Source organism: Pseudomonas sp. FFUP_PS_473 (genome assembly GCF_002858665.1).
GTDB classification, from domain to species: Bacteria; Pseudomonadota; Gammaproteobacteria; order Pseudomonadales; family Pseudomonadaceae; genus Aquipseudomonas; species Aquipseudomonas defluvii.
On the sequence record NZ_PJQQ01000001.1, the window covers coordinates 231737 to 256935 of the forward strand.

Annotated in this window: 26 protein-coding genes and 1 pseudogene; 11 read left to right on the plus strand and 16 right to left on the minus strand. The window is 59.6% G+C overall.

All coding sequences use genetic code 11. The features are described from left to right. Positions 1 to 11: 11 nt before the first annotated feature. Positions 12 to 1190: an efflux RND transporter periplasmic adaptor subunit gene (locus CYD26_RS01090; protein WP_102051604.1), complete on the minus strand. Its 1179-nt coding sequence runs from the start codon at positions 1188 to 1190 to the stop codon at positions 12 to 14. 156 nt (positions 1191 to 1346) lie between these two features. On the opposite strand from CYD26_RS01090, the gene CYD26_RS01095 reads away from it, so the two are divergent. The 7 genes from CYD26_RS01095 to CYD26_RS01125 all read left to right on the plus strand — a co-directional run bounded on the left by CYD26_RS01095 (position 1347) and on the right by CYD26_RS01125 (position 7296). After that, on the plus strand, positions 1347 to 2048 hold the full coding sequence (locus CYD26_RS01095) for a response regulator transcription factor (RefSeq protein WP_102051605.1): 702 nt from the start codon (positions 1347 to 1349) through the stop codon (positions 2046 to 2048). Between the two features lie 16 nt (positions 2049 to 2064). After that, positions 2065 to 3363, plus strand: coding sequence for an ATP-binding protein (locus CYD26_RS01100; RefSeq protein WP_102051606.1), 1299 nt, complete (start codon positions 2065 to 2067; stop codon positions 3361 to 3363). A gap of 129 nt (positions 3364 to 3492) precedes the next feature. Beyond that, positions 3493 to 4113: a LysE family translocator gene (locus CYD26_RS01105; RefSeq protein WP_102051607.1), complete on the plus strand. Its 621-nt coding sequence runs from the start codon at positions 3493 to 3495 to the stop codon at positions 4111 to 4113. Between the two features lie 131 nt (positions 4114 to 4244). Further along, on the plus strand, positions 4245 to 5138 hold the full coding sequence (locus tag CYD26_RS01110; RefSeq protein WP_102051608.1) for an alpha/beta fold hydrolase: 894 nt from the start codon (positions 4245 to 4247) through the stop codon (positions 5136 to 5138). An 86-nt stretch (positions 5139 to 5224) separates the two neighbouring features. Beyond that, positions 5225 to 6118, plus strand: coding sequence for a pirin family protein (locus CYD26_RS01115; protein ID WP_099774978.1), 894 nt, complete (start codon positions 5225 to 5227; stop codon positions 6116 to 6118). Positions 6119 to 6175: 57 nt separating this feature from the next. Further along, the gene (gene ycaC / locus CYD26_RS01120) at positions 6176 to 6802 is read left to right on the plus strand and encodes an isochorismate family cysteine hydrolase YcaC (protein ID WP_102051609.1); all 627 of its coding nucleotides are present in this window, start codon (positions 6176 to 6178) and stop codon (positions 6800 to 6802) included. A gap of 224 nt (positions 6803 to 7026) precedes the next feature. Beyond that, positions 7027 to 7296 (plus strand): DUF1652 domain-containing protein, encoded by a 270-nt coding sequence (locus CYD26_RS01125; protein ID WP_102051610.1) that lies wholly within the window; start codon positions 7027 to 7029, stop codon positions 7294 to 7296. 173 nt (positions 7297 to 7469) lie between these two features. On the opposite strand, the gene CYD26_RS01130 is transcribed toward CYD26_RS01125, so the two are convergent. The 3 genes from CYD26_RS01130 to CYD26_RS01140 form a co-directional block, all read right to left on the minus strand. Then, the gene (locus CYD26_RS01130) at positions 7470 to 7937 is read right to left on the minus strand and encodes a hypothetical protein (protein WP_102051611.1); all 468 of its coding nucleotides are present in this window, start codon (positions 7935 to 7937) and stop codon (positions 7470 to 7472) included. Between the two features lie 246 nt (positions 7938 to 8183). Further along, positions 8184 to 9374, minus strand: a complete 1191-nt coding sequence (locus CYD26_RS01135) for a hypothetical protein (RefSeq protein ID WP_102051612.1) — start codon at positions 9372 to 9374, stop codon at positions 8184 to 8186. A gap of 126 nt (positions 9375 to 9500) precedes the next feature. After that, positions 9501 to 11120: an NADP-dependent glyceraldehyde-3-phosphate dehydrogenase gene (locus tag CYD26_RS01140; RefSeq protein ID WP_102051613.1), complete on the minus strand. Its 1620-nt coding sequence runs from the start codon at positions 11118 to 11120 to the stop codon at positions 9501 to 9503. Positions 11121 to 11309: 189 nt separating this feature from the next. Between CYD26_RS01140 and CYD26_RS01145 the strand changes: the two genes are divergently transcribed. Further along, positions 11310 to 13502 (plus strand): bifunctional diguanylate cyclase/phosphodiesterase, encoded by a 2193-nt coding sequence (locus CYD26_RS01145; protein WP_256587924.1) that lies wholly within the window; start codon positions 11310 to 11312, stop codon positions 13500 to 13502. Positions 13503 to 13565: 63 nt separating this feature from the next. Here the strand turns inward: CYD26_RS01145 and CYD26_RS01150 are convergent, their stop codons facing one another. From CYD26_RS01150 to CYD26_RS25760, 10 genes and pseudogenes are all read right to left on the minus strand, one after another. Next, entirely contained in the window at positions 13566 to 14843 is a 1278-nt protein-coding gene (locus CYD26_RS01150) for a transporter (RefSeq protein ID WP_102051615.1), read from the minus strand. 46 nt (positions 14844 to 14889) lie between these two features. After that, positions 14890 to 15633, minus strand: a complete 744-nt coding sequence (locus CYD26_RS01155) for a hypothetical protein (protein WP_102051616.1) — start codon at positions 15631 to 15633, stop codon at positions 14890 to 14892. A gap of 34 nt (positions 15634 to 15667) precedes the next feature. Further along, positions 15668 to 16348 carry a C39 family peptidase gene (locus CYD26_RS01160; RefSeq protein ID WP_099774965.1) on the minus strand — a complete coding sequence of 227 codons (681 nt, stop codon included), beginning with the start codon at positions 16346 to 16348 and terminating at the stop codon, positions 15668 to 15670. A gap of 61 nt (positions 16349 to 16409) precedes the next feature. Then, complete coding sequence (locus tag CYD26_RS01165; protein WP_102051617.1) at positions 16410 to 17429, minus strand: heme utilization protein; 1020 nt, start codon at positions 17427 to 17429, stop codon at positions 16410 to 16412. A 60-nt stretch (positions 17430 to 17489) separates the two neighbouring features. Continuing rightward, positions 17490 to 18062 (minus strand): adhesin, encoded by a 573-nt coding sequence (locus CYD26_RS01170; protein ID WP_102051618.1) that lies wholly within the window; start codon positions 18060 to 18062, stop codon positions 17490 to 17492. Between the two features lies 1 nt (position 18063). Further along, the gene (locus tag CYD26_RS01175; RefSeq protein WP_102051619.1) at positions 18064 to 18522 is read right to left on the minus strand and encodes a hypothetical protein; all 459 of its coding nucleotides are present in this window, start codon (positions 18520 to 18522) and stop codon (positions 18064 to 18066) included. A gap of 281 nt (positions 18523 to 18803) precedes the next feature. Beyond that, positions 18804 to 19328: an AAA family ATPase gene (locus CYD26_RS01180; protein WP_102051620.1), complete on the minus strand. Its 525-nt coding sequence runs from the start codon at positions 19326 to 19328 to the stop codon at positions 18804 to 18806. After that, positions 19325 to 19891 carry a nicotinamide riboside transporter PnuC gene (gene pnuC, locus CYD26_RS01185; RefSeq protein WP_099774957.1) on the minus strand — a complete coding sequence of 189 codons (567 nt, stop codon included), beginning with the start codon at positions 19889 to 19891 and terminating at the stop codon, positions 19325 to 19327. Before pnuC ends, CYD26_RS01180 begins: the two co-directional genes overlap by 4 nt. A gap of 78 nt (positions 19892 to 19969) precedes the next feature. Then, positions 19970 to 20758: a methyl-accepting chemotaxis protein gene (locus CYD26_RS25755; protein WP_371917174.1), complete on the minus strand. Its 789-nt coding sequence runs from the start codon at positions 20756 to 20758 to the stop codon at positions 19970 to 19972. A gap of 66 nt (positions 20759 to 20824) precedes the next feature. Further along, positions 20825 to 21604: pseudogene (locus CYD26_RS25760) on the minus strand (cache domain-containing protein); the annotation flags it as partial. 284 nt (positions 21605 to 21888) lie between these two features. Here CYD26_RS25760 and CYD26_RS01195 point away from each other — a divergent pair. Both CYD26_RS01195 and CYD26_RS01200 read left to right on the plus strand, forming a co-directional pair. Then, positions 21889 to 22719, plus strand: a complete 831-nt coding sequence (locus CYD26_RS01195) for an undecaprenyl-diphosphate phosphatase (protein ID WP_102051654.1) — start codon at positions 21889 to 21891, stop codon at positions 22717 to 22719. Between the two features lie 4 nt (positions 22720 to 22723). Further along, complete coding sequence (locus CYD26_RS01200; RefSeq protein ID WP_256587925.1) at positions 22724 to 23155, plus strand: DUF1294 domain-containing protein; 432 nt, start codon at positions 22724 to 22726, stop codon at positions 23153 to 23155. A 22-nt stretch (positions 23156 to 23177) separates the two neighbouring features. Here CYD26_RS01200 and CYD26_RS01205 read toward each other — a convergent pair whose 3' ends face one another. Together CYD26_RS01205 and CYD26_RS01210 are read right to left on the minus strand one after the other, a co-directional pair. Continuing rightward, positions 23178 to 23522 carry an MmcQ/YjbR family DNA-binding protein gene (locus tag CYD26_RS01205; RefSeq protein ID WP_065758316.1) on the minus strand — a complete coding sequence of 115 codons (345 nt, stop codon included), beginning with the start codon at positions 23520 to 23522 and terminating at the stop codon, positions 23178 to 23180. Continuing rightward, positions 23515 to 24423 carry a LysR substrate-binding domain-containing protein gene (locus tag CYD26_RS01210; RefSeq protein WP_099774951.1) on the minus strand — a complete coding sequence of 303 codons (909 nt, stop codon included), beginning with the start codon at positions 24421 to 24423 and terminating at the stop codon, positions 23515 to 23517. The genes CYD26_RS01205 and CYD26_RS01210 overlap by 8 nt, the downstream gene beginning before the upstream one ends. Positions 24424 to 24557: 134 nt before the next feature. On the opposite strand from CYD26_RS01210, the gene CYD26_RS01215 reads away from it, so the two are divergent. After that, a complete protein-coding gene (locus CYD26_RS01215) occupies positions 24558 to 25169 on the plus strand; it encodes an FMN-dependent NADH-azoreductase (protein WP_102051622.1) in 612 nt (203 codons plus the stop codon). Positions 25170 to 25199 lie beyond the last annotated feature (30 nt).

Genomic DNA, 25199 nt, shown 5'->3' on the forward strand with positions numbered 1-25199 from the left:
TGATCAGGCCCTCATTGGCCAGTGGTCTGTACGACAGAAGTGGCTTCCTTGGCGGCGGGGGTGACGTGTACCTGATCACCTACCCGCACATGTTGCAGGCCTTCGATGACTACGCGCTCGCCCGGAGCCAGGCCTTCGCTGACGATCCAGCGGTCCTGTTGCGCGCTGCCCAGCACGATCGGGCGCTCGCTGATGCGTTGCTCGGCATCCACCAGCAGCACACGCGGTTGGCCCGCGCTGTCACGCAGGATGGCGCGCTGCGGCACGCTGATTGCCTGTTGCTTGATGGCCTGTTCCAGGCGAACGCGGATAAAACTGCCCGGCAGCAGGTCAAGATCAGGGTTGGGGAACTCGCTGCGCAGGGTAATCTGCCCGGTGCTCGGGTCGACACTGATGTCCGAAAACAGCAACTTGCCGGGCAACGGGTAAGCCGTGCCGTCGTCCTGGATCAACGTGGCACGTGCCTGGTCCTGGCCGACCTGTTGCAACTCGCCGGCGCGCAGTGCCCGGCGCAGGGCGTTCAGCTCCCGGGTGGACTGGGTCAGGTCGGCGTGGATCGGGTCCAGTTGCTGGATCGTCGCCAGAGGGGTCGACTCGTTCTGCCCGACCAGTGCGCCCTCGGTGACCAAGGCGCGGCCAATGCGCCCGGAAATCGGCGCGGTGACGGTGGCATACCCCAGGTTCAAGCGCGCACGCTCAAGTGCCGCCTTGGCAGCGGCGACGTCCGCATTGGCCTGGAGGGCGGCGGCGCGGGCGTTGTCGTAGTCCTGGCGGCTGATCGCATTGATGGCGATCAACTCGCTGTAGCGCTGGTCCTGCAGGCGCGCCTGGAACTGGTTGGCCTCGGCTTTGGCCAGGGCGGCACGGGCGCTGTCGTAGTCGGCTTGAAACGGTGCCGGGTCGATGCGGAACAAGACCTCCCCCTGTTTGACGTCGCTGCCTTCGCGGTACACCCGCTTGAGCACCACGCCGGCGACTCGCGCGCGTACCTCTGCGGTGCGCGGGGCCAGAATGCGCCCGGACAACTCGCTGCTGATGGCCAAGGGTTCGACACGCACGGTTTCCACCGAAACAGGACGTGGCGGTGCTTTTTCTTCGACCGGGGCTTGCTTGTCGCAGGCCGCCAGCGTGAGGCCGAGCAGGACAAGGGCGGGCAGGGTGCGTAGACGGGAGGGGCTTGGGCTGGACATGCGGATCTTCCGAAAATGACCCGGCCATGCTAAGGCAGGCACCCCCGGCGCAACTGTTAAGCTCTGTAGGCGGTCTGTGAAAAAGTGTGAAGATTACCGCCTCGCGTGTGCGAGGTTCGATATCCTGCCGAACTCATTTGCGCTTACGCACTTTCCATGACAAATATTCTTTTGGTCGAAGACGACAGCGCGCTGTCCGAATTGATCGCCAGCTACCTGCAACGCAACGGTTTTTTCGTCCGGGTGATCGCTCGCGGCGACCACGTGCTTGAGGAAGCGCGCCGTAACAAGCCCGACCTGGTCATCCTCGACCTGATGCTGCCGGGCCTGGACGGTTTGCAGGTGTGTCGCCTGCTGCGTGCCGAGTCGGCCTTGTTGCCCATCCTGATGCTCACCGCGCGTGATGACAGTCATGACCAGGTGCTGGGCCTGGAAATGGGGGCCGACGATTATGTCAGCAAACCCTGTGAACCTCGGGTGCTGCTGGCGCGGGTGCGCACGTTGCTACGGCGCAGTAGTGTCAATGAACCTCAAGTGGCTTCGGACCTGATCCAGATCGGGGGCCTGCAGATCGACCTTACCGAGCGCACTGTGCACTGGGACGCGCAACCAGTGGAGTTGTCCAGCGGCGAGTTCAACCTGTTGGTGGTGCTGGCGCGTAATGCCGGCACGGTACTCAGCCGGGATTGCATCCTGCAGCACCTGCGCGGTATCGAGTTCAACGGCACTGACCGCTCGGTGGATGTCGCTATCTCCAAGTTGCGCCGCAAGTTTGACGACAATGCGGGCGAAGCACGCAAGATCAAGACGGTGTGGGGCAAGGGTTACTTGTTCAGCCGAGTCGAATGGGAATGCTGAAGGCGCTGCCCGAACCATGCTGAAAATCCTTGTCCGCCTGTACCTGATCACCATCGTCAGCTACGCCGGGGCCATCTTCCTGATTCCCGAGCTGATCCTGAGCGTGTTCCACGAGCGCTACGAAGCCTACAACCTGCAGCAGGCCCAAGGTGTGCAGCGCTTGATGCTCAAGCAGTTCCAGCACGTGCCCTCGACCCAGTGGCCTGAAGTGGCGCAAGCGTTGGCAGCTGACTTTGCACCGCTGGAAGTCGAATTGCGCCGCCAGGACGAGACTGAACTGAGCCCTGTCGAGCGTGCGCGCCTGGGCGCCGGGCAGTTTGTCGTTCGGGTGGGCGAATGGGGCTACTACAGCACCGCCATTGCCCCCTTGGACGACCAGTGGTTGGTTGAGTTGCGCAACCCGCCGGACCCCCTGGAGATCAACCTGTTGTCCTGGGGGATTACCGTATTGATCGGCGCGGCCTTGCTCAGTTGCCTGTTGCTTTGGGTCTGGCCGCACTGGCGAGACCTGAAACGGCTGCAGGCGACGGCCCAGCGCCTGGGCCAAGGGCAGTTGTCGGAGCGTACGCACATTTCGCCGCGCTCGGATATCGGCGACCTGGCGACGGTCTTCGACACCATGGCCCAGGATATTGAGCACTTGTTGACCCAACAGCGTGAATTGCTTAATGCCGTCTCCCATGAACTGCGCACTCCACTGACCCGGCTCGACTTCGGGCTGGTGTTGCTGTTCGACGAAGTGCCGCCGGCCAGTCGCAAGCGCCTGCTGGAGCTGGTTGGCCATGTGCGGGAACTGGATGAGCTGGTCCTGGAACTGCTGTCCTACAGCCGCTTGCAGACACCAGGGCAGTTGGCTGAACGCGTCGAGGTGTCGTTGACCGAGTATGTCGACAGTATCCTCGGCAGTTTCGCCGAGGAACTGGATGGCCGTGGCATTGAGTGGGAGGTGCGAGCCGAAGCCGGCTTGCCGCGTTTCGTGCTCGACCCGAGGCTCACGGCGCGGGCGGTTCAGAATCTGATACGAAACGCCATGCGCTACTGTCACCGCAGTTTGCTGTTGCGCGTGGACATGGACGAGCAGGGTGCCTGCCTGTTGACGGTGGAAGACGACGGCATTGGCATTCCACCTGAGGAGCGTCAGCGGATTTTCCAGCCGTTCTACCGCCTGGACCGTAGCCGCGATCGCACCACCGGTGGTTTTGGGCTTGGCCTGGCGATCAGCCGACGGGCGATCGAGAGCCAGGGTGGAAGCCTGACGGCGGAGCAGTCGGCGCTGGGCGGTGCGCAGTTCAGGATTCGCTTGCCCCGTGGCTAGTCGGCGGGCGCCATCACGCAGGTTCGGTACAGCGCAGGTGTAGTGCACTATTTTCCGGTAACTGTATGGCTGTTGCCGCTGCGGGCTCCGTTAGTGTCGTGACACAACGACTCCAAGGATGCCGCCGCCATGTTTGCCTCCCTCGATCTGCTTCTAGCCTTTGTGCTCTTTGCCTTTGTGTCCTCGATTACGCCGGGGCCGAACAACACCATGCTGCTGGCCTCCGGGGTGAATTTTGGCGTGCGTCGTTCGATTCCTCACGCCGTCGGCATCAGTGTCGGATTCATGGTCATGGTGCTGGCGGTAGGCTTTGGACTGGGTGAAGTATTCAAGACGTTTCCTCCCCTCTACACCCTGTTGCGTTACGTGGGTGCCGCGTACCTGTTGTACCTGGCCTGGAAGATCGCAACGTCCGGCCCGCTGTCGGCGACCCGCTCGGAAACGCCCAGACCACTGGGGTTCTGGGGCGCGGCGGCGTTTCAATGGGTTAATCCGAAGGCCTGGGTGATGGCGGTTGGTGCGATTACCACCTACACCCCGGCGCAGGGTTATCTGACCAATGTCATGGTCATTGCCACTCTGTTTGCGTTGGTCAACCTGCCCAGCGTCTGTGTCTGGGTCATGTTTGGCAGTGCGTTGCGCCAGGTGTTGCAGAACCCGCGCTGGTTGATGGCATTCAATTGGCTGATGGCGGCATTGCTGGTGATTTCGCTGTACCCGTTGTTGTTTGCCTCGCACAGTTTTCAGTAAGCGTGCCAGGTGTGGAACCGGCGATTTCAGACAAACACGCCGACTAAATCGCAAGGTGCTTGAACTTGCCAGGGGGCGACGTTGTAATCAGCCTCCCTGGCTATTGTGCCGCCCTGTATTCAGTGACCTGCATGCACCTCGTTCCGTGGTCTTTTCCGTCTTCAGCCGGTTTCACCGTGCGTGGCTGGCGTTCGCCGCCCAGTGGCAAGCCGTTGTTGCATTTTCTGCACGGCACCGGTTTCTGCTGCCTGGCCTACCGGCCCATGCTGGAGGTGCTCAGTGAGTCCTTCGATCTGTGGCTGAGCGATGTCCAGGGCCATGGCGACAGCGACCACGGCGGGGCGTTTCTTGGTTGGAACCGTACCGCCGAGTTGGCTGTTGAGGCCTTTGAGGCCGGGCGTGGCGCCTATGCCGACGTGCCCTGTTTTGCGCTGGGGCACAGCTTCGGTGGGGTATTGACCAGTTTGATCCTGGCCCATGAACCGACGCTGTTTCAACGGGCGGTGCTGCTTGATCCGGTGCTGTTCAGCCGCTCGATGATCGCCGTGTTGGGCGTGGCGTCGATGGTGGGCATGCACCGTCGGCATACCTTGGCGCGCAAGGCGGCCACGCGCCGCAGCCACTGGCCGGACCGTGCCGCTGCCCATGCAGGGCTTCAGGGGCGGGGAACCTTCAAGGGCTGGAGCGATGCGGCGCTGCAGGCTTATGTGGAGCATGCCTTGACGGATTGTGGCGAAGGGGTGGCGTTGAAGTGTCGGCCCAGCCGCGAGATGGAATTGTTCAGTTCCTTTCCACGGCGGTTGTGGGCATCACTGGCCAAGGTCAGGACGCCAACGCTGGTTTTGCACGGCGAGCAGACCTACCCCTTCGTACCGCCCTCGGTCGCGCGCTGGGTAAGCATCAACCGTTGCGTCACCTCGGCAGTGGTGCCCGGTGGGCATTGCTTCATGCAGGAGCATCCTGCTGACAGCGCCAAGCGCGTCGAGGCTTTTCTCTTGCACGGTCCTGCTCGGACTGTTCTGTAGATGGAACGCTGAGGGCGTTTTTGCGGGTCTACCGCCACTGTCGTTGCATACGTATTGTTATAGCCATGCACGAGAGGAGGTATCCCATGAAAACGATCCAAGGCATCTACCGCAGCCCCCAGCCCCATTGGGTGGGTGACGGCTTTCCGGTTCGCAGCCTGTTCACCTACGACAACCTGGCGCGGCACATCAGCCCGTTTTTGTTGCTGGACTACGCCGGCCCATACACCTTTACCCCGACCGCTGCCCGGCGTGGGGTCGGGCAGCACCCCCACCGGGGGTTCGAAACGGTGACCATTGTGTATCAGGGCGAGTTGGAGCACCGCGATTCAACGGGTGCAGGCGGCATGATCGGCCCGGGCGATGTGCAGTGGATGACCGCGGCCAAAGGCATTCTCCACGAAGAATTTCACGCTGCGACGTTTGCGGCCACCGGCGGTACCCTGGAAATGGTGCAGTTGTGGGTCAACCTTCCGGCACGCGACAAGCTCGCAGCGCCGGGCTACCAGACCCTGCTCAATGGCGATATCCCGCGTGTGCCATTGGCCAACGATGGGGGAAGCCTGCGGGTGATCGCCGGTGAGTACCTTAGCCATAAAGGCCCGGCCCGGACCTTCACGCCCATGAACGTCTGGGACATCCACCTGAACGCCGGGGCGTCATTGTCGCTGCCGCTCGAGGTGGGCCATAGCGCGGCGTTGGTAGTGTTGCGCGGCGAGGTGAGGGTCAACGGCGAGCAGGGCGCTGGTGCGGCACAACTGGTGCTGTTTGAGCGTGACGGCGATGAGGTGCTGCTGGAGGCAACTCAGGATGCCAGCGTGCTGCTGCTCAGTGGCGAGCCGATTGACGAGCCGATCGTCGGTTACGGCCCGTTCGTGATGAACAGCGAGGCCGAGATTGCCGAGGCGTTTGACGACTTTCATGCCGGTCGCTTCGGCCAGATGACCAAAGGCAAGGCCGGCGACCACAACGCCGACTAGTCTGGTGTATCCGTATTGCGATCCGCACGCCGTACCTCAACGACAAGGAGCAAGACCATGAGCGTCCCTTACACCCGTCTGGACAAGCACAATGCAGCGGTTTTGTTGGTTGACCATCAGGCTGGGCTGCTGTCGTTGGTACGTGACATCGAACCGGACAAGTTCAAGAACAATGTGCTGGCGCTGGGTGATCTGGCAAAGTATTTCAACCTCCCGACCATCCTCACCACCAGTTTTGAAAGCGGCCCCAACGGCCCTTTGGTGCCGGAACTCAAGGCTCAGTTTCCCGAGGCGCCGTACATCGCCCGGCCAGGACAGATCAATGCCTGGGACAACGAAGACTTCGTCAAGGCTGTCAAGGCTACCGGCAAGAAGCAACTGATCATTGCCGGTGTCGTGACCGAGGTGTGTGTGGCATTCCCGGCCCTGTCGGCGATTGCCGAAGGCTTCGAGGTGTTCGTGGTGACCGATGCGTCCGGCACCTTCAATGAGATCACCCGGCAGTCGGCCTGGGACCGTATGTCGGCTGCCGGTGCGCAGTTGATGACCTGGTTCGGTGTCGCCTGTGAACTGCACCGAGACTGGCGCAACGACATCGAAGGGCTGGGTACCCTGTTCTCCAACCATATTCCGGATTACCGCAACCTGATCACCAGTTACACCACCTTGACCGCAGGCAAGTGAGTTTTACGCTGGGCGACCCTTTGGGGGCGCCCGGCCATTGGCCTTTTCGCGGCGCTGTGTCGGCGCTGTACAGGGTTGTACAAAACAGTGAGTCAATGCTGTTGTTGTACAAGAATAATGGCGGTGCATGACGCTCCTGCCAGGCATCGTATTTATCAATTTGAAATGCGCGGAAAACAGGGGGATTACTGCGTTTTCAACCACCTTGTACGCAGGAGTTGATCATGTCATTACACGGCATTTGCAGCCTGGAATTACGTCAGGTCATCGAACAGGCTTTTTTGCCTTCTCACTGCGTGGTGTCCTGCCTTGATGACGGCTCGCTGACCATCCAGTTGGAGCAGGATGCGCACGGTCGTGCATTGACCGTCGCCGGTATTCGCGCCGATGAATTGTCCAGCAGTCGGGCCTTGGCGGAGCTGGTCGCTCATGTACAGGCAGAGCGGCAGCATTCGGCTCAACCGGTTGAAGCCGTACCGAAGATACACCCGTAGCGCACATCTGGGTGCGGTTGCTCCCGGGAAGGCACCACAGTGCCCGAACAAGTGTCCGCTGCGCGTGTTGCTGCGGGTAGCTGAGGGCTCATAAGGTCAGGAAGCTGTCAGGAACTGAGGCTCACATGCAGCAATGGGCTATCCCTTGTGCACACCTGATGAGGAGTGCCGGGTTATCGATAGGGGTTGGCCAGTGCCTTGGACAGGCTTTTTTCAGCTGTTGACAGTTTCATCTCGTTTTCTGTCCGGCGTAACAGCTGGGTGGCCTTGTTCAGGTCGCTGGTCAGGCAGGCTAATACTGTTTGCAAACCATTGATTTTCGCCTCACGCGATTTTATCGGCAGCATGTGATCATTCATCACGGCTTTGAGCTCATCCATCGTCTTGTTGATCCGCTCCTGGATTTCCCGAACCGACTTCAACACCTTCTTCACGTTATCGGGCAGGTTGCTGGCGTCGATATCAGCGTTCTTGCCATTCGCTTGTGCCGACTTGTTCGTGCCCGCTTCTGACAGGTTGACCTGCACACTTTCCAGCGTTGCGGGCGTTGCCGGGCTGGCAGCCAATCCGGCACGTACCGGTTGTGGAGTGATTTTCCCGTGGGCGATGGGGGGCAAGACGGCGGCGTTGATGGAAGCCATGTTCTCTCCTGTGATCAGTTGGCAGCATGAGTGCTGGTCGGTGCAGGAGGAAAGCATACCCTCGTGATTGGGCACATTCGGTCACGTCAGGCGGATTGGGAAAAATCCTACGCAGATTCAGGAATGCGTTACCGTTCGCTTGTGGCGGGGCTGTGTGAGTGTCCCGTGTATGTTGCAGCAGCACCCAAGGCTGCTGGGCGTCGTAAAAAGATGGCGATCAGCCAATCACCGGTTCATGGCTACGCCTTAATCGCGTTCGCGCATGAAAAAGCCCGCCACGTACTTGCGGAAGGTGTCCAGGCTCTTGAAGTCGGCGTAACGCTTGAAGTGTTCGACATCCGGTTCCGGGCCCAGGGGTTGTTCGGTCAGTGATACGGACAACACGCGGTCCTGGTCGGAGCTGAGCACCAGCTCATCCATGACCTCGGCGCCGATGACCGGTCGGCGCATGATGACCTTGACCCCCTTGCTGGCCATCCAGTCGATCAGCGACTGCAGCATCTTCAATGGCTCGCGCTCTTCGTCGCGGTAGATCGGAAACAACTGCCCGCGCGAGAGTACGGGTACGCTGGCGACATGGATCAGTTCGTAAAAGTGGCTGCCTGCCCGGATCGGGGAATAGATCGCCAGCGCCAACAACGGCCCCGGGGTCTTGCTGCCACCCCAGAGCAGGTGATGCCCCTGGAAGTCGAAGCCGTCTTCGCTACGGTCGTTGAATACCTTGCGTGCCTTGATCTGGTTGACGCAATCGAGGATCAAACCATAGCGCCGGTGGTTGCCAAAGGCCGATGATTCTCGCAGACGCGCCTTGAGCATCATCATGTGTTTCATGTCCAGGCGGGTTTCCAGGTAGTTGCTCGCCGGTACCCGCTCGACCAACGGGTAGCGGCTGGCGACTCCGCGCAGCTCGGCGAACTGTCCGCTCAGGTCTTTCTTCAGGTGTGTGGCATAGACGTTCAGGCCGCTGGCTTCGATCAGGGTCAGCAGCAGGGACAGCAGCTTTTGCTGTTCGCGTTTTTCGCCCGTGCCGCTTGCAGTGCTGGTGTCCTCGTCGCGAGGAAAGTCCCCGATCAAGCGCAGTGGCGTATCAGGGGGCAGCCATGCTGCTGGAAACTGAGTATGTCCGCTACGTGTGCTTTCACCCTCGCGTGCTGCCTTGCCGAATGGACAGTCGACAGCATGTTCGGGGGTGCCTGGGTTGTTCTTCAGAAACAGCGTGCCAGTGTTGCTATTGAGGGTGACATTGAGTATCGGCATCACCTGTTGCTGGCATTCGCATGCCAACCAATGGCCAGCGGCGCGCACCTTCATCAGGAACTGGTTGGCCTGTAACAGGCGATGACCTTCCAGGCTGCCTTCGACAAAGCGACAAACCAGGTCGTGCTCGGCGGCGGTAAGGGTGCGCACCAGCGTAGTGTTTTTATCGATGATTCTCATGCACGGTCCTGGCCAGAAATCCTTTGTCGGCAAGGTAAGCGAAATGCACCGCAACGTCACCTGTCACCCACGCAAGGCAGTGATTCTCACGATGGGCAACGGGATTGTCAGCGGTGCTGCTGTCGTTCAGAAAATATAGTCGGTAGTGAGGAAGCTCGACTCGCGGTTACGGATAATGTCGCTGATCAGTTGCTTGTTGCTTTCCTGGAATCGGGTTGCAACCAGTGTACGGATCGAGAACACGCGTAGCGCGTCATGGACCGACAAGGTGCCCTCGGCAGAATTTTTTCGGCCATTGAACGGGTAGGTGTCCGGGCCGCGCTGGCACTGGGCATTGAGATTGATACGGCCCACCTGGTTGGCAAAGGTATCGACCAGGCTGCCAATCTGCGCAGAATTATTGCCGAACAGGCTCAGTTGTTGGCCGAAGTCCGAGTCCAGTACATAGTCGATCACGGTCTGTAGATCACGGTAGGGCACAACCGGTACTACCGGGCCGAATTGCTCCTCGTGGTACACGCGCATGTTGGCGTTTACCGGGTAGAGCAGGGCCGGGTAGAAGAACGAACCGCGGCTGTCGCCACCATTGGGGTTGATCACCTCGGCGCCTTTGGCGAGGGCATCGGCAACCAGGCCATCGAGGTACTCGATTTTTCCCGGCTCAGGCAGCGGCGTCAGGCTGACACCGGCTTCCCAGGGCATGCCGGGCTTGAGCGCAGCCAGCTTCTGCTGGAATTTATCAAGGAACTGCTCGACCACCTGTTCGTGCACAAAGAGGATCTTCAGTGCGGTGCACCGCTGGCCGTTGAATGACAGCGCACCAGTCACTGCCTCGCTGACGGCGTTGTCCAGATCGACGTCCGGCAGCACGATCCCCGGGTTTTTCGCATCCAGACCCAGGGCTGCGCGCAGACGGTGCGGGCGCGGGTGGAGCTTTTTCAGGTCGCTGGCGGCCTTGTTGGTGCCGATGAACGCGAAGACATCAATCTTGCCGCTGGCCATCAGGGCGCTGACGGTATCGCGGCCACGGCCATAGATCACGTTGATGACCCCGGCAGGGAAGCTGTCGCGGAACGCCTCAAGTAATGGACGGATCAACAGCACACCGAACTTGGCCGGTTTGAACACCACGGTGTTGCCCATGATCAGCGCTGGAATCAGGGTCGTGAAGGTTTCGTTCAAGGGGTAGTTGTAAGGCCCCATGCACAGCGCAACGCCCAAGGGCGCACGGCGTATCTGCCCGAGGGTGTCCTGCTCCAGTTCAAAGCGGCTGGAGCGGCGGTCCAGTTCCTTGAGCGCGTTGATGGTGTCGACGATGTAGTCGCAGGTGCGATCGAACTCTTTCTCCGAGTCCTTCAGGTTCTTGCCGATTTCCCACATCAGCAGTTTGACCACGGCTGAACGCTGTTCGCGCATGCGTGCCAGGAACGCCTCGACGTGCTGGATACGTTCAGCTACACGCAGCGTGGGCCAGGCGCCGCGACCCTTGTCGTAGGCACGTACGGCGGCATCCAGCGCAGTCAGCGCGGTCTCGGCATCCAGTAGTGGCGCGCTGCCCAGAATCACCTGCTGTTCGCCGTCAGGGCCTTTCAGCCAGATCGGGCTGCGCACGGTCGCCAGCGGGCCATGCCATTGTTGCAGTTGGCCGTCGACCAGGTAATCGCGCTGCTCCAGCGGTTCACTCAAACGCCAGGCTTCAGGCACTTTGGTGGCGTTGGGGAACAGTGAATCAAGCAGATGGTTCATGCGTAGCACCTCTTGTTGGAATATGGGTGAAACGATTCAGTTGCAGCATAGCGCCAGCCTGTAAAAAAAAGCCAGCACCGCTCAATGTTGTTCGAAAAAGGTCGATAAACTGTCGCCCCGTCAGTGAAAAGCAGGCGTATGACAACCAGAACCGTAACGTTTGCTCGTATCTGGAATTGGCCCCGCAGCATGCGCACGCCTTTGTTCAGGCTATTACCGATCGGTTTCGCGGTGGTGGGCATCGGTTTGTCGGTGACATTGGGCCATCTGGATGTGCAGCGCCAGGAAAGCGAGTTGATGGGCAATGCCAGTGCGCGGCTTTCAGGCTTGCGTGCCGGCCTTGAGGCTCAACTACGTTCTGCGTTCGGCGAAACCGAAGGAATTGCTCAGCTCATCAGCGCTGATGGCACCATCACGCCTCAGCATTTCCGCGACATGGCCCGTCAGGCCATTGCTTCAGTGCCCTATATACGGCACATCGCTGTGGCACCTGCGGACGTTGTCGCTGATGTCTTCCCGCTAGAGGGCAATCAACGTGTGCTCGGGCTGGACTATCGGACATTGCCGACGCAATACCCGATGCTACAGCGTGCGCGGGACAGTCATCATGCGGTGCTGGCCGGGCCCGTTGACCTTTATCAAGGCGGGCGAGGGCTGATCTACCGGCGTCCCGTGTTTGTCGGTGGTCCGTCGGGCAATACCTATTGGGGCAACCTTTCGATCGTTGCCGATACCGACCGCCTGCTCAAGGCTGCTGGCCTGGATCAAGACGGCGCGTTTGAACTGGCTTTGCGGGGCGCCGACGGTCGCGGGGATCAAGGCGCGGTCATTTGGGGGCAGGCTACGTTGTTCAACGAGCCTGGCGTGACGCTCAACGTTGATGTGCCGGGTGGGCATTGGCAGTTGGCTGCAACCCCTCATGGCGGTTGGCCGACGATGAGCCTGTTCGCTTCGCCGCTGTTTATGTTCTCTCTGGCCTGCACAGGCGTGTTCTGCTTGTTCGTAGCGCAGTTGATCCGTAGCAACCAGGTGATTCATCAGCGTAACGATGAGCTGAAACGCTCGCAGGCTCGGCTGGAACAGTCGGCGCATTATGATGCCGTGACGGGGCTGCCCAATCGGCTGTTGTTCCAGCGGCGTCTTGAACTCGCCATGGCCAACGGCGAGCGCTTGGGCGTGTTGATACTGGATATCGACGGTTTCAAACTGGTCAACGACAGCCTCGGTCACCCGTTGGGCGATCTCCTTCTTCAGCAGACCACCCAGCGTTTCGTCGAGCTGCTCACGGCCCAGGACACGGCGTGCCGTTTGGGCGGCGATGAGTTTGCATTTGTATTGTGTTGCCCGCAGGACGATCAGGTCATCGCGCAGGTACAAGGGTTGCTGCTGGCCATGCAGCAGCCCTTCGATCTCAAGGGCACGGCCGCGCTGGTCACCGGTAGTATAGGTGTCGCCTTCTACCCCGAGCACGGGCATACCTGTGACAGCTTGCTGCGCCATGCCGATACGGCGATGTATGCAGCAAAGGAAGGCGGCCGTAATACCTATCGCACCTACCATCCCGACATGACCCAGCAGTTGCAGCAGCGGATCTTTCTTGAAGGCGCGTTGCGCCGGGCGTTGCAGCAGAATGAATTCGAACTGTGGTACCAACCCAAGATCGACCTGTTCAGTGGCCGTGTCGAAGGCGCGGAAGCGTTGTTGCGTTGGCGTGATCCAGAGCACGGCCTGGTGTCTCCGGCAGATTTCATTCCGCTGGCCGAACGTACTGGTCTGATCATTCCGCTCGGCGAGAAAGTGCTCGATCTTGCGTGCGCTCAGCTTGCCTGCTGGCGTGCGCGTGAACGCTTGCCCGGGCCGTTGGCAATCAACGTGGCGGCGTTGCAGATTGAGCGCAGCGACTTTGTCGAGAGCCTGTCTCGTGCGTTGCAACGTTACGATCTTCCCGCAACATTGCTGGAGGTGGAAATTACCGAGAGCTTGCTCATGGAGAGCCCGCAGCACGCCTGTGAGATTCTTGCGCAGTTGCAGCAGATGGGCGTGGCAACGGCCGTCGACGACTTCGGTACAGGCTACTCTTCGCTGGCCTACCTGAAAGTGCTGCCGATTGATCACCTGAAAATCGACCGCACGTTCATCAAGGATCTGCCTGATGACGACGACGGGGTTGCGATTACCCAGTCGATCATTGATCTGGGGCACGCGTTGGGCTTTCGCATTACGGCAGAAGGTATCGAGACACATGCCCAGCATGCATTTTTACGCAATGCCGGGTGTGACCAGGGGCAAGGGTACCTGATTGGTCGACCCATGCCGGCCGACACCTTTGAGCGCTGGTTGGCCGAGCAGCCGCACAGTCAGCAACCGATGCTTCATTTTTGACTGCCGGGTGTAGGTTGGCCTTGTGGACGCTACCTGCAGGCGGCCACAAGGCGTGCTTGATGCTTAGAAGTAGTACGGGAATTTCAGGCTGAAGGTAAAGTCCGGGGCGTCGTCGGTCAGGCCGATCGACAGGTTGGGGACGATGGTCAGCTTATCGGTGGCAGCCAGGGTCATGCCAACGTTGAAGTAGGCGGCGTTGGCATCGCTGCTGGGCACAGTGACCCAGCCATCATTGGTATCCGTTTGGTTGATTTTTGATTTTTTGACAATCAGGTCGGACACCGAGAACGACATACTCATCTTTTCGTTAAGCGCAAACGCGATCCCCGCACCCAGCTGGAAACTGTCCCCCAGCCTGACCTTGCCCGGATGGCTCTGGCCGACGGTAGAGCTGATATCGCTGAACGACTCTTCCAGGTTGTGGGTGTAACTCAGGCTGCCGAACAGCACCGCCGGGTCGAACGTCTTGACCAGCGAGATGCCCGGTGTGATCGACCAGACGCCGTTGCCGGTCGGCAGGTCCTCGGGGTAGAACAGGCTGTCGTTGTTGGGGTCCTGGAGCAGCTTGATACCGAAGGGTTCCTGGCCGGTCGGCGCTTTGACCCGAAGGGTAAAGACCGTATCTGGCAGGCTTTCCGATTCGTCGAGGAACTTGTACGCCACGCCAAAGTTGACATCACCGATAGTGGGGTCACGGGTAACGGTTTGTTCAGTAATACCTTGAGCGTTGTTTTGAGCACCACCGGATTGGTAGGTGGACTCGCGGTAGATCACGGGTACGTTTATGTCGAATTGCCAACGCTGATTGAGGTTGTAGCGCCCGGTAACGTCGAGGGTCCAGTTGTCGGCCTTGATCCGGTCGAGGTTGATATTACCGAGGAAGATCGAGTCCAGTGCCAGGAAACCGTTGAGAATCAACTGCCGGGTATCGTAGCGTGCGTAGGTAATACCGGTTTCAACGCTGAACTTGCCGCCACCAAAAAAGCCGCTGGCTTCGTCATAGAGGTTGGAGACACTTTGCGCCGGTTGCGAGTCGTCTTTCAGCGACTCACCGTAGGAGCTGCCAGTACCTGATGCGGCAACGGTTTGGCCCGTGCGCGGTTGCGAGGCAGGTGAGCGTGTCAAGCGCTTGGGCGGCGGCGCCGCAGGTTGCTCTTCGACTTGGCGAACGCGTTGCTCCAGAACCATCAGCGCCTGCTGCTGTGCGTCATAGCGCTGGCGCAGTGCCTGCAGTTCCTGTTTCAACGCTTCCACCTGAGGGTCCGGCGCCGCTTGGAGGAACGTCGCCGGGATTAATGTGCTTAAACATACGGCAGCTTTCAGTGAAAACGAACGATGCATGGGTTAGCCGTCCCTTTCAACTACGAATGTTGAGACAGAGCGTAGTTCAATATCCTGAGATGCGAAGGCCCTTGAGTTGATCAAGGTTGCAGTTCAGCGCGCCAGCGGTGGGCATGTTGTCACGCAGCACCACATTGAGCTGGGTCATGTTGCTGACAACGTTGTTCCCGCCCAGCAGCACTGCTGCCTGTGACAGGCCGCCTTGGGCCAGGCTCTGCACGGTATAGCCCTGATTGTTGCTGGCGTTGATGCCCATCTTGATGCCATTGGCGCCTGCCGAGATGTTCAGGGTGCCAGCGCCGTTGCTGCCGCTGATACTTGAGCCGCCTGCCAGCACCTGCCCTGAAGGGGTTCCATTGGCTGTTGCGGTCTTGCCCTCTTTCACGTTGATGGATACGTTGTTGTACGCGGTGTTGTAGTCACCGGCAGCCTGCAATGTCTGGGTAACGCCCTGGGTGTTGTTTAGCCCTGAACCGCCCGACACGCTACCGGTGCCTGGTGGCGTGGCGTTGCCATTACCTTTGTCGTTGATCAGCGAGACATAGAACTGCGGCTTGAAGGTGTTTTGCTGAACATGCATTGTGGCCGTTGCACCGATGCGGTCGCCATTGGCATTCTGCCAGGTGCTGTTCATCACAACACCAAAGCTGATGATTCGCCCCGGCATCACATAGCGCCCGCGCAGATCGGCCAATTCGCTGTCTTTTACCTCGATCGGTTTAAATACCTGCGCCTGGGCAGGCAAACTGGCTGCCAGGCAGGCGGCAACCAGCAAGGTTGAAGTCTTCATCGGGTATCTCCCCAGAGCTTCATGCCCCTTGTCATTAGAAAAAGTCACTCTGAATGAAGCCGAACTCCATCAATTCCGCATCCTGGACGGGATGGAAATTGTTGATTTTGTTCTTGGCGCTCAGAGGTACGGGCGGGTCGAGCAGGGCATTGGCCTTGTCGTACCCAGGGCCGATCACGGCGAAAATGATCCCGTTCCAGCCTTTGATGAAGTCGTCGAATGCATAACGTTTGTGGCCAAGTACCGGGTCACCAACGTATACCCAGTCTTTTTCGGTGCGCTGTAGCACCACAAAATGCTTGTAGCCACGAATGTCCATCAGCACCACAACCGGAATGCTGACGCTTGAAAGGTTCTCTGGTGCGATGCGGTAACCACGGGCGCGCATGCCAATGCTCTCGACGTAGCGTTTCATGTCGAGCATCGAGAAACCTTGGGTTTTCACCAGTTCCTGATCGGAGTTGGCCAGCATGCCCTCAATGATGTGGGCCTCGTCCACGTCCAGCCAGTAGGCTTGCTTGAGTACGGTTGCCAGCGCTGCAGCGCCGCAGCTGAAATCGGTTTTCTGTTGCACCAGGTCCGCGAAGCGTCGCTCGCGCAGGCTTTGAACTGGCTTGTAAATGACCGTACCGCCAGGCAGGGCGGCGATGGGCATCTGTGCAGCTTCGGCCACGCTGGCCAAACCTATCAGCGCCGCTAGCAGGGCTATTCGCATGGTATTCACACCCTGTGAAAGCAAGGAAAGGGGCCCCGAAGGGCCCCGTTCACTGTTGCGTCTACAGGCAAGCCTTGCAGCCTGCGGCGATGGACAGCGAGTTGCTTTGTTGGTTGCCCGAGCCAGCCGAGACGTTGGCACCGACGTTGCCCGACACGCCGTTCAGCGAGTTGGTCAGCGAGGCGCTGTTGGTCACAGGGTTGATCCAGCCACTTGGGGTCAGCACTTGATAGGTGGCTACGCCGCTCAGCACAAAGGTGCCTTCTTCGTGGAATTTGAGCGGTTGTTTGTCGTCGTCATGACCACCGCCACCACCACGACGGTCGTCGTTGTTGTGGCCGCCACCACCATGGTGATCGTCGCCGCCGACCCAGCCTTTGCCGTCGCCTTGGTAGGAACCCGAAGCGTAGAAGGAGGAGCGGAGTGTTTTGGTGTCGTAGGTGCGGTCAGCTTTGTTGGTGACGTCCAGGCCAGAGGTGGTCTGAGTGGCATTCGCTGTGGCTGAGGCCACACGGCCACCGGATACGGCGATCGCCATGTTGTTTTTCTGTTGGTTGAAGTCGCCAGCGGTAACGTTAATACCAATGTTACCCGAGCTGCCGTTGGCCGAGTTGTTGAGGGTGGCAGCGTTTTGGGTCGAGTAGTTTTTAACGGTGTTGCCGGTGTTATTTTGAGTTGCGGTGGAGTCGGCGATAGCGCTACCGAAGATGAAACGCTCATCGGCTGTGGCGATAGCGGCAACGTTGTCTTGTTGGTTACCGTCACCAGCGGCCACGTTAACGCCCAGGTTGCCCTGAGAGTTGTTGGCCGAGTTGTCCATCGTGGCGGTATTTTCAGTGGCTTGGTTGGTGACACTGTTCCCATAGTTGTTTTGGGTGTCGCCAACTTTGGCCAGGGAGCCTGCATTGATCAGCAGGCCCAGCAGAACGCTATCATGACCACCGTGGCCGCCATTGTGGCCGCCATTGTGACCACCGTTATGGCCGCCGTGGTTGTCATTACGTCCGCCAGCGTGTGCAGCAACAGCCATGACCGCTGCGAGTGCGAAAACCAGAGGCTTAAGTGCCATTTGAGGTTTCATGGTGTTTCTCCGCATTTTTTTAGGTAGTTAAGTGTTGTTGTTACTCGGTTACCTGTCGGGTCAGTCCGCAACCCGTACGCTCAGGGTGTTTGCCATTCGGTTGCCCACCCCGGCACTCTGATTCAACTGGATCACTCCACGGCTGCCGGTGAAGGCCCTATCGCTGTTCGCGATCTGGCGGCTGCCGGGTGCTTGATCAGTTGGGTCGGAGCCTTTTGCCAGCGCCACGTTCTGTTGATCGAGGACGCTGTCGTCGATGCGCTGCGGGACGGCACTGATGCTGACCCGAACGGCATTGACTTGTTGTGTATTGGCACCGGCTGACTGGTTGATACCCAGCGCGCCGCTGCCATTGCTGAATGAGTTGCCGCCAATACCGGCCCGAGCATCACGTGCCTGGCTGGTGGCAGTGTCGATGTGCTGACGAATCTGGGTTGAGGCATTGGCGTTGGTGCCGATGGCAATAGCCCGGCTATTGTTCTGTTGCTGCTGATCGCCCGCTGCCTGGTTGATCGCGATATTGCCCCGGTAGCCTTGGCCGCTGGTGTTGATACTGGCATTGTCCTTGACTGGGGATCCGGCCAGCGCGAGGCCGCTGCTGCACAGGGCCAGAAACAGGAGTGAGTACCTCATTTCAGCGGCCTCCAGTCAGGATCTGCAGCGGCGCCATGCCACGCTGAACGTTTTGATTGACCTGATTGGAGATGCTGTTACCGCCACCGCTGCCCGCCCCGGAGCCGCCGGCCATGCCAGGCAGACGCACCTGTTGCGCTGCGCCCAGGCCGCGAACAGTGCCGGAGTTGTCTGGGGTCAGTACGCGCGTCATCAGCGATGAACCGCTGGCAACACTGGCGAAGTCGCCGTCACTGAGTTCATTATTGGTTTGGGCGATTACGCGTTTGGACGGATTGGCGCTGACGGTGGTCGGGTGCGGGTCTGGTGTACCGGTGGGGCGCACCGCGGGGCGAGGTTGTACATCGCGTTGCAGAACGATTACCCCATTCCCGGCAGCCTGGACGGGCAGGCAGAAGGTGGCGCTCAATGCGCATCCCATCAGCAGAAGATGAAGCAGCTTGCTGTTCTGATTCCCCACGGCGGCGGTTCCTTCTTCAAGTTCGCTGGCCCTATCAGCGTTGCGAGAAGGAGAGCAGAAGGCGTGCCGCTTTTGGTTTATCCAGAAATATCAACGGCTTGCGGATAAGCGCGGACGGCGAGGGCAGAGCGTTGTAACGTTGGCGAGACAGATCTTGCCCTGCTGGGCACCCTATACCCTGTTACGCCAGGTTTACACTGTTAGGCAATCATGGAGGCAACCCATCAAGAACGGGGTTTAGCGCAGGTGGGACTGTATCGCTGATGTAACAACCCAAGGGCTTAGCGGGACAACAAACCTGCAACCGCATCAAAAACCGCGTTTTTTCGTCGGTTCCAGTCACCGTCGATGGCGATGAACGGTTGTTGATGTTGCTCCAGCCAGGCGCGGCTTTCCTCGAAAAATGCCAGGCGCTGGGCCAGTTCCGGTTGGCAGCGCTGTCCGTCATCTACCCATTCAACTGACGTTGGGCTGAGCAGCAGGTGCAGATCGTAGCGGCGCTCAAGCAACGCTGATTCGACCCAGTGTGGGCAGTCACCGAACAGCGTGCGGCTCCAGAGCAGATTGCTCAGCAGGTGGGTGTCGAGGATCAACAGCTCAGGCGCTCTACCGCGCGCTGCATCCTCCCAGGCCAACTGGCCACGGGCGATGGTCGGGATGTCGGCGTAGCAGGTGTCACGTTGCTCGCGGTCAATGAAGTGGCGTACGTATTCGCCAACCAGTTCGCCACCGAAACAAGCCTGGATTTCGCTGCCAAGCCAGCTCTTGCCGCTGGACTCGGGGCCGCTCAGCACCAACACTTTCACGCGTTCACCAAGGCAGGGTCGCGTTGCCACTCACGCCAGCCCTGGACAGCTATCAGGGTGAACAGGGCGTAGAGTGCTGCCGTCAGGTAAAGCGCCTTGTACACAAACAAACCGACGAAGACGACGTCAAGGACAATCCATAGCGCCCAACATTGCAGGCGCTTTTGCGCCATCCATAATTGCGCCACCAGGCTGAAGGCCGTCAGCGTGGCATCCAGCCAGGGTTGCGCCGCATCTGTCCAGGTGGCCATGGCCGCACCCAACCCCAGGCTTGCCAGTGCGCCCAGGCCCAGGCCAAACAGCAGTGGTGCAGGTTGCAGGGAGCTGACCTGGCGTGCCTCGGCGAGGCGCTCGGGGCGTGTCCATTGCCACCAGCCGTAGACCTGCAACAGTGCATACACCAGTTGCAGCAGCATGTCGGAGTACAGTTTCACCTCGTAAAAGACCACGCTGTACAGCAGCACCATCACCAGGCCAATCGGCCAGCACCAGGGGTTCTGTTTGACGGTGAGCCAAACGGCAATGACGCCGAGCACGGCGGCGAACAGTTCGAGGCCGGACATCGGCATTCCTTGAGGCAGGTTCGAAAGAGGCGGGGATTGTAACCTGTGGCGCAGAACACGCCACAGGTGCGCGGGGTTTTAGACGTGGAACTGGCGCAACAATTGTTCAAGGCGCTCGCTGAGCTGGCGCAATGCCAGGCCGGCACTGCTGGACTGTTGTGCTGCACTGGCGGTTTGCCGAGACAGGTCGGCAGTTTCGGTCACGTTGCGATTGATCTCTTCAACCACATGGGATTGTTGCAAGGTGGCGCTGGCAATCGAGGCGTTCAGGGCATTGAGGTTGAGTAGCACCTGGCTGATTGCATCGAGGCTGGCACCAGCTTCACTGGCCTGCTCAACCGTTTGGCGCGAAGCGGTGCTGCTGGCACCGATGGCCTTGACTGCCGCTTCGGACTGCCCCTGCAGGTGTTCGATCATGGTCTGGATTTCGGCGGTGGACTGCTGAGTGCGCTGCGCCAGCAGGCGTACCTCATCGGCAACCACCGCGAACCCGCGGCCTTGCTCACCTGCGCGGGCCGCCTCGATGGCCGCGTTGAGCGCCAACAGGTTGGTCTGCTCGGCAATGGCCCGGATCACTTCCAGAACGCTGCCAATCTTCGTGCTCTGGTTGGCCAAGGCCTGAATGACTTCAACGGCTTCATCAATGGTGCCGGAGAGTTCACCGATACGTTGCAGGCTGCCCTGGATGCTCTGCTGCCCCTGTTCTGCACGGTGCTGGGCGTCTTGCATCTCGGTGGACGCTTGTTCGGCGTTCTTCGCCACATCCTGTACCGCGTAGGTGACCTCGTTGATGGCGGTGGCGACCAGTTCCATCTGCTGCGACTGTTGTTCACTGCGCAGCTCGGCCTGGTTGGCGTTGTCGCCCATCTCGACTGCCGAGTGGCCCAGCGCACGTGCAGCGTCATGCAATTGGCCGACCACCTGCTGCAACTGTGCCGTGAAGCTGTTGAAGTGTGTCCCCAATTGCGTAATCTCGTCGCGGCCATGGGTGTCCAGGCGGCGGGTCAGGTCGCTTTCGCCGCTGGCGATGGTGGCCATGGCATCGACCGCCTCCTGCAAGGGGCGGGAAATGCTGCGCGCGATCACTACGACCAGCAGTCCCATGATCAGCGCAATAGCCAACCCCAGCAGCGAGGCATCACGCAGTTGCCGGTTGAACTCGGCTTTCATGTCATCGATATAGATGCCTGAACCAATGATCCAGCCCCAAGGCTTGAACAGTTGGATATACGACGTTTTCTGTACCGGATCGCTCGCCCCGGGTTTAGGCCAGCGGTAATCGATGCTGCCAGCCCCCTTGTCCTTGGCCAGCGCAACCATGGCATTGAACAAGGTGAAGCCGTCTGGGTCCTTGATGCCTGAGAGTACCTGGCCGTCGAGCTTGGGGTTGGCCGGGTGCATGATCATCTTCGGCTCGAGGTCGTTGATCCAGAAGTACTCGTTCTGGTTGTAGCGCAAGCCGCGTACAGCGTTCAGCGCCTGTTGCTGAGCCGCATCGCGGGTCAGGCTACCGCTTGCCTCAAGCCCTTGGTAGTAGGTCAGGATGCCCGCAGCAGTTTCGACCACATGGCGGGTTTTTTCGGCCTTGGCCTGGTAAAGGTCACCGTGAATCTGGCGCAGCATCAACAGCCCCAGGGCAAACAACATCACCACTGCCACCACCAGGATGAGCCAAAGCCTGCGGCTGATCGACATATTCCGTAGAGTCTTCATGTAGGTCACTCAGGTATTTTTATTGTCTTGTGCATCCAAGCACGTTTTTACTGCCCTTACCTAGTCGACCAAGGGCTAAGTGCTTGATCCAGAGGCATCTGTTGCGTAGATCAGCAGCGTTTATCCGGCAGGTCTGCTAGCATTTCGGCGCCAAAGCGATAAACCTTGAGGGGCGTGAACCTTTTCCGTGGTTTCACAATCCACTGTCGCTGTGATTTACCGTGCATACACCACTTTAGAAAACATGAAGGGGCCTGCCTTGAGCAGCGCTTCACGGGGGAATGATGGATTTTTGGACCGCCATGCAGGCTGTAATACTTGGGATTGTCGAGGGCTTGACGGAATTTCTGCCCATCTCCAGTACCGGCCACCAGATCGTTGTTGCCGATCTGATCAATTTCGGCGGTGAACGGGCCATGGCCTTCAACATCATCATCCAGTTGGGGGCGATCCTGGCAGTGGTCTGGGAATTTCGGCGCAAGATCTTTGACGTGGTCGTTGGGCTGCCGCGCCAACGCCAGGCGCAACGCTTCACTGCCAACCTGCTGATCGCATTCACGCCGGCAGTGGTCCTGGGGGTGCTGTTTGCCGACCTGATTCATCACTACCTGTTCAACCCGATTACCGTTGCGACGGCGTTGGTGGTGGGCGGCGTGATCATGCTGTGGGCCGAGCGTCGGGAGCATGTGGTGTCTGTCGAGCATGTAGACGACATGCGCTGGAGCGATGCCTTGAAGATCGGTGTAGCCCAATGTCTGGCGATGATTCCAGGCACTTCGCGTTCAGGCTCCACCATCATTGGTGGTTTGCTGTTCGGGCTGTCACGCAAGGCTGCGACCGAGTTCTCGTTCTTCCTGGCCATGCCGACCATGGTGGGTGCAGCGGTGTATTCGGGCTACAAGTACCGTGCACTGTTCCAGGCCGGTGACTTCCCGGTGTTCGCGATTGGCTTTGTGGTCTCGTTCATTTTTGCCATGATCTCGGTGCGTGCGCTGCTGCGGTTCATTGCCAGCCACAGCTATGCCGTTTTTGCCTGGTACCGGATTGCCTTCGGCCTGATCATTCTGGCCACCTGGCAATTCGGGCTGGTCGACTGGGCAACGGCGCAGAGCTGACCGGGTGCGTCAGGCTGCTGTCAAGCCGCGCCCGGCCCCAGTCCGAGGCGCGGTTCAACACCTCAAGCTCAAACTGTCGCTGTTTGCCGGTATCTGCCTGTTTCCGTCCTGGGGTGTGCTGCAGATGCTGCAGGGCGGGCATTCCTGGTTGCCAGCAGTGCTCTACCCGATAGCCAGCCTGCTCAGCGTCTTCCTTTATTGGAACGACAAACGCAAGGCGCGCAACAATACCTGGCGGACTCCGGAAAAATGGCTTCACGTCGTTGAGCTGTGTGGCGGTTGGCCAGGCGCCCTGGTGGCTCAGCAGGCCTTTCGGCACAAGACCCGCAAACTGTCGTTTCAGTTGATCTTCTGGGCAATCGTCGCCGCGCATCAGGTGTTCTGGCTCGACTATCTGGTGCTGGCGGGGCGTGGGCTGGGCAGGCTGTTTCAGTAAGCGCTGAGCCTGCCTGCGCCAATCAGAGCAACAAGCCCGCTTGCAAACGCCTCGGTAAGCGTCGTACCACCAGTTGGTGCGACCGTTGCAACAGATCGCACAGTTCTTCACGACCCATGGGGTAGGGCTGCTCCATGCTGACCCAGTGCGCGCGAGCCAGATACGGTGCCGGGCGAATACCGGGCCTGTCCACATAGCCAAGGAACAGCTCGTTGTCGACCTTGAAGGCCAGGTCGGCTCGGCCCAGGTTGATCAGGGCGAACATCTTGTTGCCGGCCACAGAGAACACCCGGACGCCCCCCCATTTGTAATCGTCCTGTACGCCCGGCAGGCTCAGGCAAAACTGCACCACGTCGTCTTCAGACATAACGCTCTCCACAGGCTTCAAATGAAATGACCAGGTGATCAATCCAGGCGCGTACGGCAGGTAGTACACCTCGCCTGTGCGGGTAGACCGCCTGCAGATAGCCGCTGGGTAGCGACCACTCGGGCAATAGACGGATCAGTTCGCCGCGGGCGAGTTCTTCCTCGCAATGCATGATCGGCAGGGCCGTGAACCCCAGGCCGGCAACGGCGGCGGATTTTCGTACGACAAAGTCATCAATTCCAAGCCTCGCCTCCAGCGCCAGGTCTTCGCGATTGCCCTTGGCATCCAGCAGGCGCAGGTGAACCAGGCGGTCAGCCTCCAGCGCGCCCAGCACGGGGAGATTGATCAAGTCCTGTGGTTGCTCGATGACATGCTCGGCGGCGAAGTTCGGTGCTGCGACCAACAGCATTTGTGCCTGGCGCAAGCGCCGCGTGACCAGGGTAGGGTCTTCGTCGCCTTGGTCGCGTACGCGCAACGCAACGTCAATACCCTCGGTTATCACATCAACCCGACGATTGAGTAGCACCATGTCCAGCTGTACCTGTGGGTAGCGTGCCAGGAAGCTGCTGATGACGTCCGGCAAGAATGCATGGGCCAACGCAACTGGTGAGGACACGCGCAAGCGCCCGCGTGGTTCGCTGACCATGCTTGCAACCGCTTCGTCGGCCATCTCCGCCTCCAGCAGCATGGCCTGGCAATGACGCAGGTAGCGCTCACCAACTCCGGTCAGCTTCAGTTGTCGGGTCGTGCGTTGCAGCAGGCGAGTCCCCAGGCGTTCTTCTAGTTCGGCAATGCGTCGGGATAACCGGGACTTGGGTATACCAAGCAGGCGCCCGGCCGCAGAGAAGCCTCCGGCCTCAACCACCCGGGCAAAGTAATAGAGATCATTGAGGTCTTGCATAGCTTGCCCTGCACTGTTCTGTATGTAGGACAAACTAACGCATTTTTGCCGACTAATCCTCTATTCGCTGTTTGGGTAGGATTCTCTCCATCGTGATCGCCGCCTCGCGGTCTTCAAAATCCAGGAGAACACCCATGAAACTGTTGCACATCGATTCCAGTATCCTCGGCGACAATTCGGCTTCCCGTCAGTTGAGCCGTGAAGTCGTGCAGGCCTGGCAGGCTGCTGATGCCAGTGTTGAAGTGACTTACCGCGACCTGGCCAGTGACGCCATCAGCCATTTTTCCGCGGCCACCCTGGTCAGTGCTGGTACGCCAGAAGAACTGCGCGATGCCGCCCAGAAGCACGAAGCTCAACTGAGCAGCGAAACACTGCAAGAGTTTCTGGATGCCGATGCCGTGGTGATTGCCGCACCGATGTACAACTTCAGCGTTCCCAGCCAACTGAAAGCCTGGATCGACCGTATCGCTGTTGCCGGTAAAACCTTCCGCTACACCGAGGCTGGCCCTGAAGGCCTGTGTGGTGGCAAGAAAGTCATTGTCGTATCCACCTCGGGTGGCCTGCATGTTGGCCAGCCAACCGGTGTCGGTCATGAAGATTTTCTCAAGGTGTTCCTGGGCTTTATTGGTATCACCGATGTCGAGTTCGTCCGCGCCCATGGCTTGGCATATGGCGATGAACACCGCAACAATGCCATGAGTGCAGCGCGCGCTCAGATCGATAACGAGCTGTTTGCAGCTGCCTGATTTCGAGTAACCACCGCATAAGCCGACTGC

Excerpts from the sequence above, each read along its gene's own strand:
- CYD26_RS01170 (WP_102051618.1), bottom strand. The coding sequence starts at position 18,062 with ATGAGGTACTCACTCCTGTTTCTGGCCCTGTGCAGCAGCGGCCTCGCG.
- CYD26_RS01105 (WP_102051607.1), top strand. The coding sequence starts at position 3,493 with ATGTTTGCCTCCCTCGATCTGCTTCTAGCCTTTGTGCTCTTTGCCTTT.
- CYD26_RS01195 (WP_102051654.1), top strand. The coding sequence starts at position 21,889 with ATGGATTTTTGGACCGCCATGCAGGCTGTAATACTTGGGATTGTCGAG.
- CYD26_RS01165 (WP_102051617.1), bottom strand. The coding sequence starts at position 17,429 with ATGAAACCTCAAATGGCACTTAAGCCTCTGGTTTTCGCACTCGCAGCG.
- CYD26_RS01215 (WP_102051622.1), top strand. The coding sequence starts at position 24,558 with ATGAAACTGTTGCACATCGATTCCAGTATCCTCGGCGACAATTCGGCT.
- CYD26_RS01095 (WP_102051605.1), top strand. The coding sequence starts at position 1,347 with ATGACAAATATTCTTTTGGTCGAAGACGACAGCGCGCTGTCCGAATTG.
- CYD26_RS01210 (WP_099774951.1), bottom strand. The coding sequence starts at position 24,423 with ATGCAAGACCTCAATGATCTCTATTACTTTGCCCGGGTGGTTGAGGCC.
- CYD26_RS01160 (WP_099774965.1), bottom strand. The coding sequence starts at position 16,348 with ATGCGAATAGCCCTGCTAGCGGCGCTGATAGGTTTGGCCAGCGTGGCC.
- CYD26_RS01145 (WP_256587924.1), top strand. The coding sequence starts at position 11,310 with ATGCGCACGCCTTTGTTCAGGCTATTACCGATCGGTTTCGCGGTGGTG.
- CYD26_RS01125 (WP_102051610.1), top strand. The coding sequence starts at position 7,027 with ATGTCATTACACGGCATTTGCAGCCTGGAATTACGTCAGGTCATCGAA.
- ycaC (WP_102051609.1), top strand. The coding sequence starts at position 6,176 with ATGAGCGTCCCTTACACCCGTCTGGACAAGCACAATGCAGCGGTTTTG.
- CYD26_RS01110 (WP_102051608.1), top strand. The coding sequence starts at position 4,245 with ATGCACCTCGTTCCGTGGTCTTTTCCGTCTTCAGCCGGTTTCACCGTG.
- CYD26_RS01150 (WP_102051615.1), bottom strand. The coding sequence starts at position 14,843 with ATGCATCGTTCGTTTTCACTGAAAGCTGCCGTATGTTTAAGCACATTA.
- pnuC (WP_099774957.1), bottom strand. The coding sequence starts at position 19,891 with ATGTCCGGCCTCGAACTGTTCGCCGCCGTGCTCGGCGTCATTGCCGTT.
- CYD26_RS01140 (WP_102051613.1), bottom strand. The coding sequence starts at position 11,120 with ATGAACCATCTGCTTGATTCACTGTTCCCCAACGCCACCAAAGTGCCT.
- CYD26_RS01130 (WP_102051611.1), bottom strand. The coding sequence starts at position 7,937 with ATGGCTTCCATCAACGCCGCCGTCTTGCCCCCCATCGCCCACGGGAAA.
- CYD26_RS01100 (WP_102051606.1), top strand. The coding sequence starts at position 2,065 with ATGCTGAAAATCCTTGTCCGCCTGTACCTGATCACCATCGTCAGCTAC.
- CYD26_RS01115 (WP_099774978.1), top strand. The coding sequence starts at position 5,225 with ATGAAAACGATCCAAGGCATCTACCGCAGCCCCCAGCCCCATTGGGTG.
- CYD26_RS01090 (WP_102051604.1), bottom strand. The coding sequence starts at position 1,190 with ATGTCCAGCCCAAGCCCCTCCCGTCTACGCACCCTGCCCGCCCTTGTC.
- CYD26_RS01155 (WP_102051616.1), bottom strand. The coding sequence starts at position 15,633 with ATGAAGACTTCAACCTTGCTGGTTGCCGCCTGCCTGGCAGCCAGTTTG.
- CYD26_RS01135 (WP_102051612.1), bottom strand. The coding sequence starts at position 9,374 with ATGAGAATCATCGATAAAAACACTACGCTGGTGCGCACCCTTACCGCC.
- CYD26_RS01205 (WP_065758316.1), bottom strand. The coding sequence starts at position 23,522 with ATGTCTGAAGACGACGTGGTGCAGTTTTGCCTGAGCCTGCCGGGCGTA.
- CYD26_RS25755 (WP_371917174.1), bottom strand. The coding sequence starts at position 20,758 with ATGGGCGACAACGCCAACCAGGCCGAGCTGCGCAGTGAACAACAGTCG.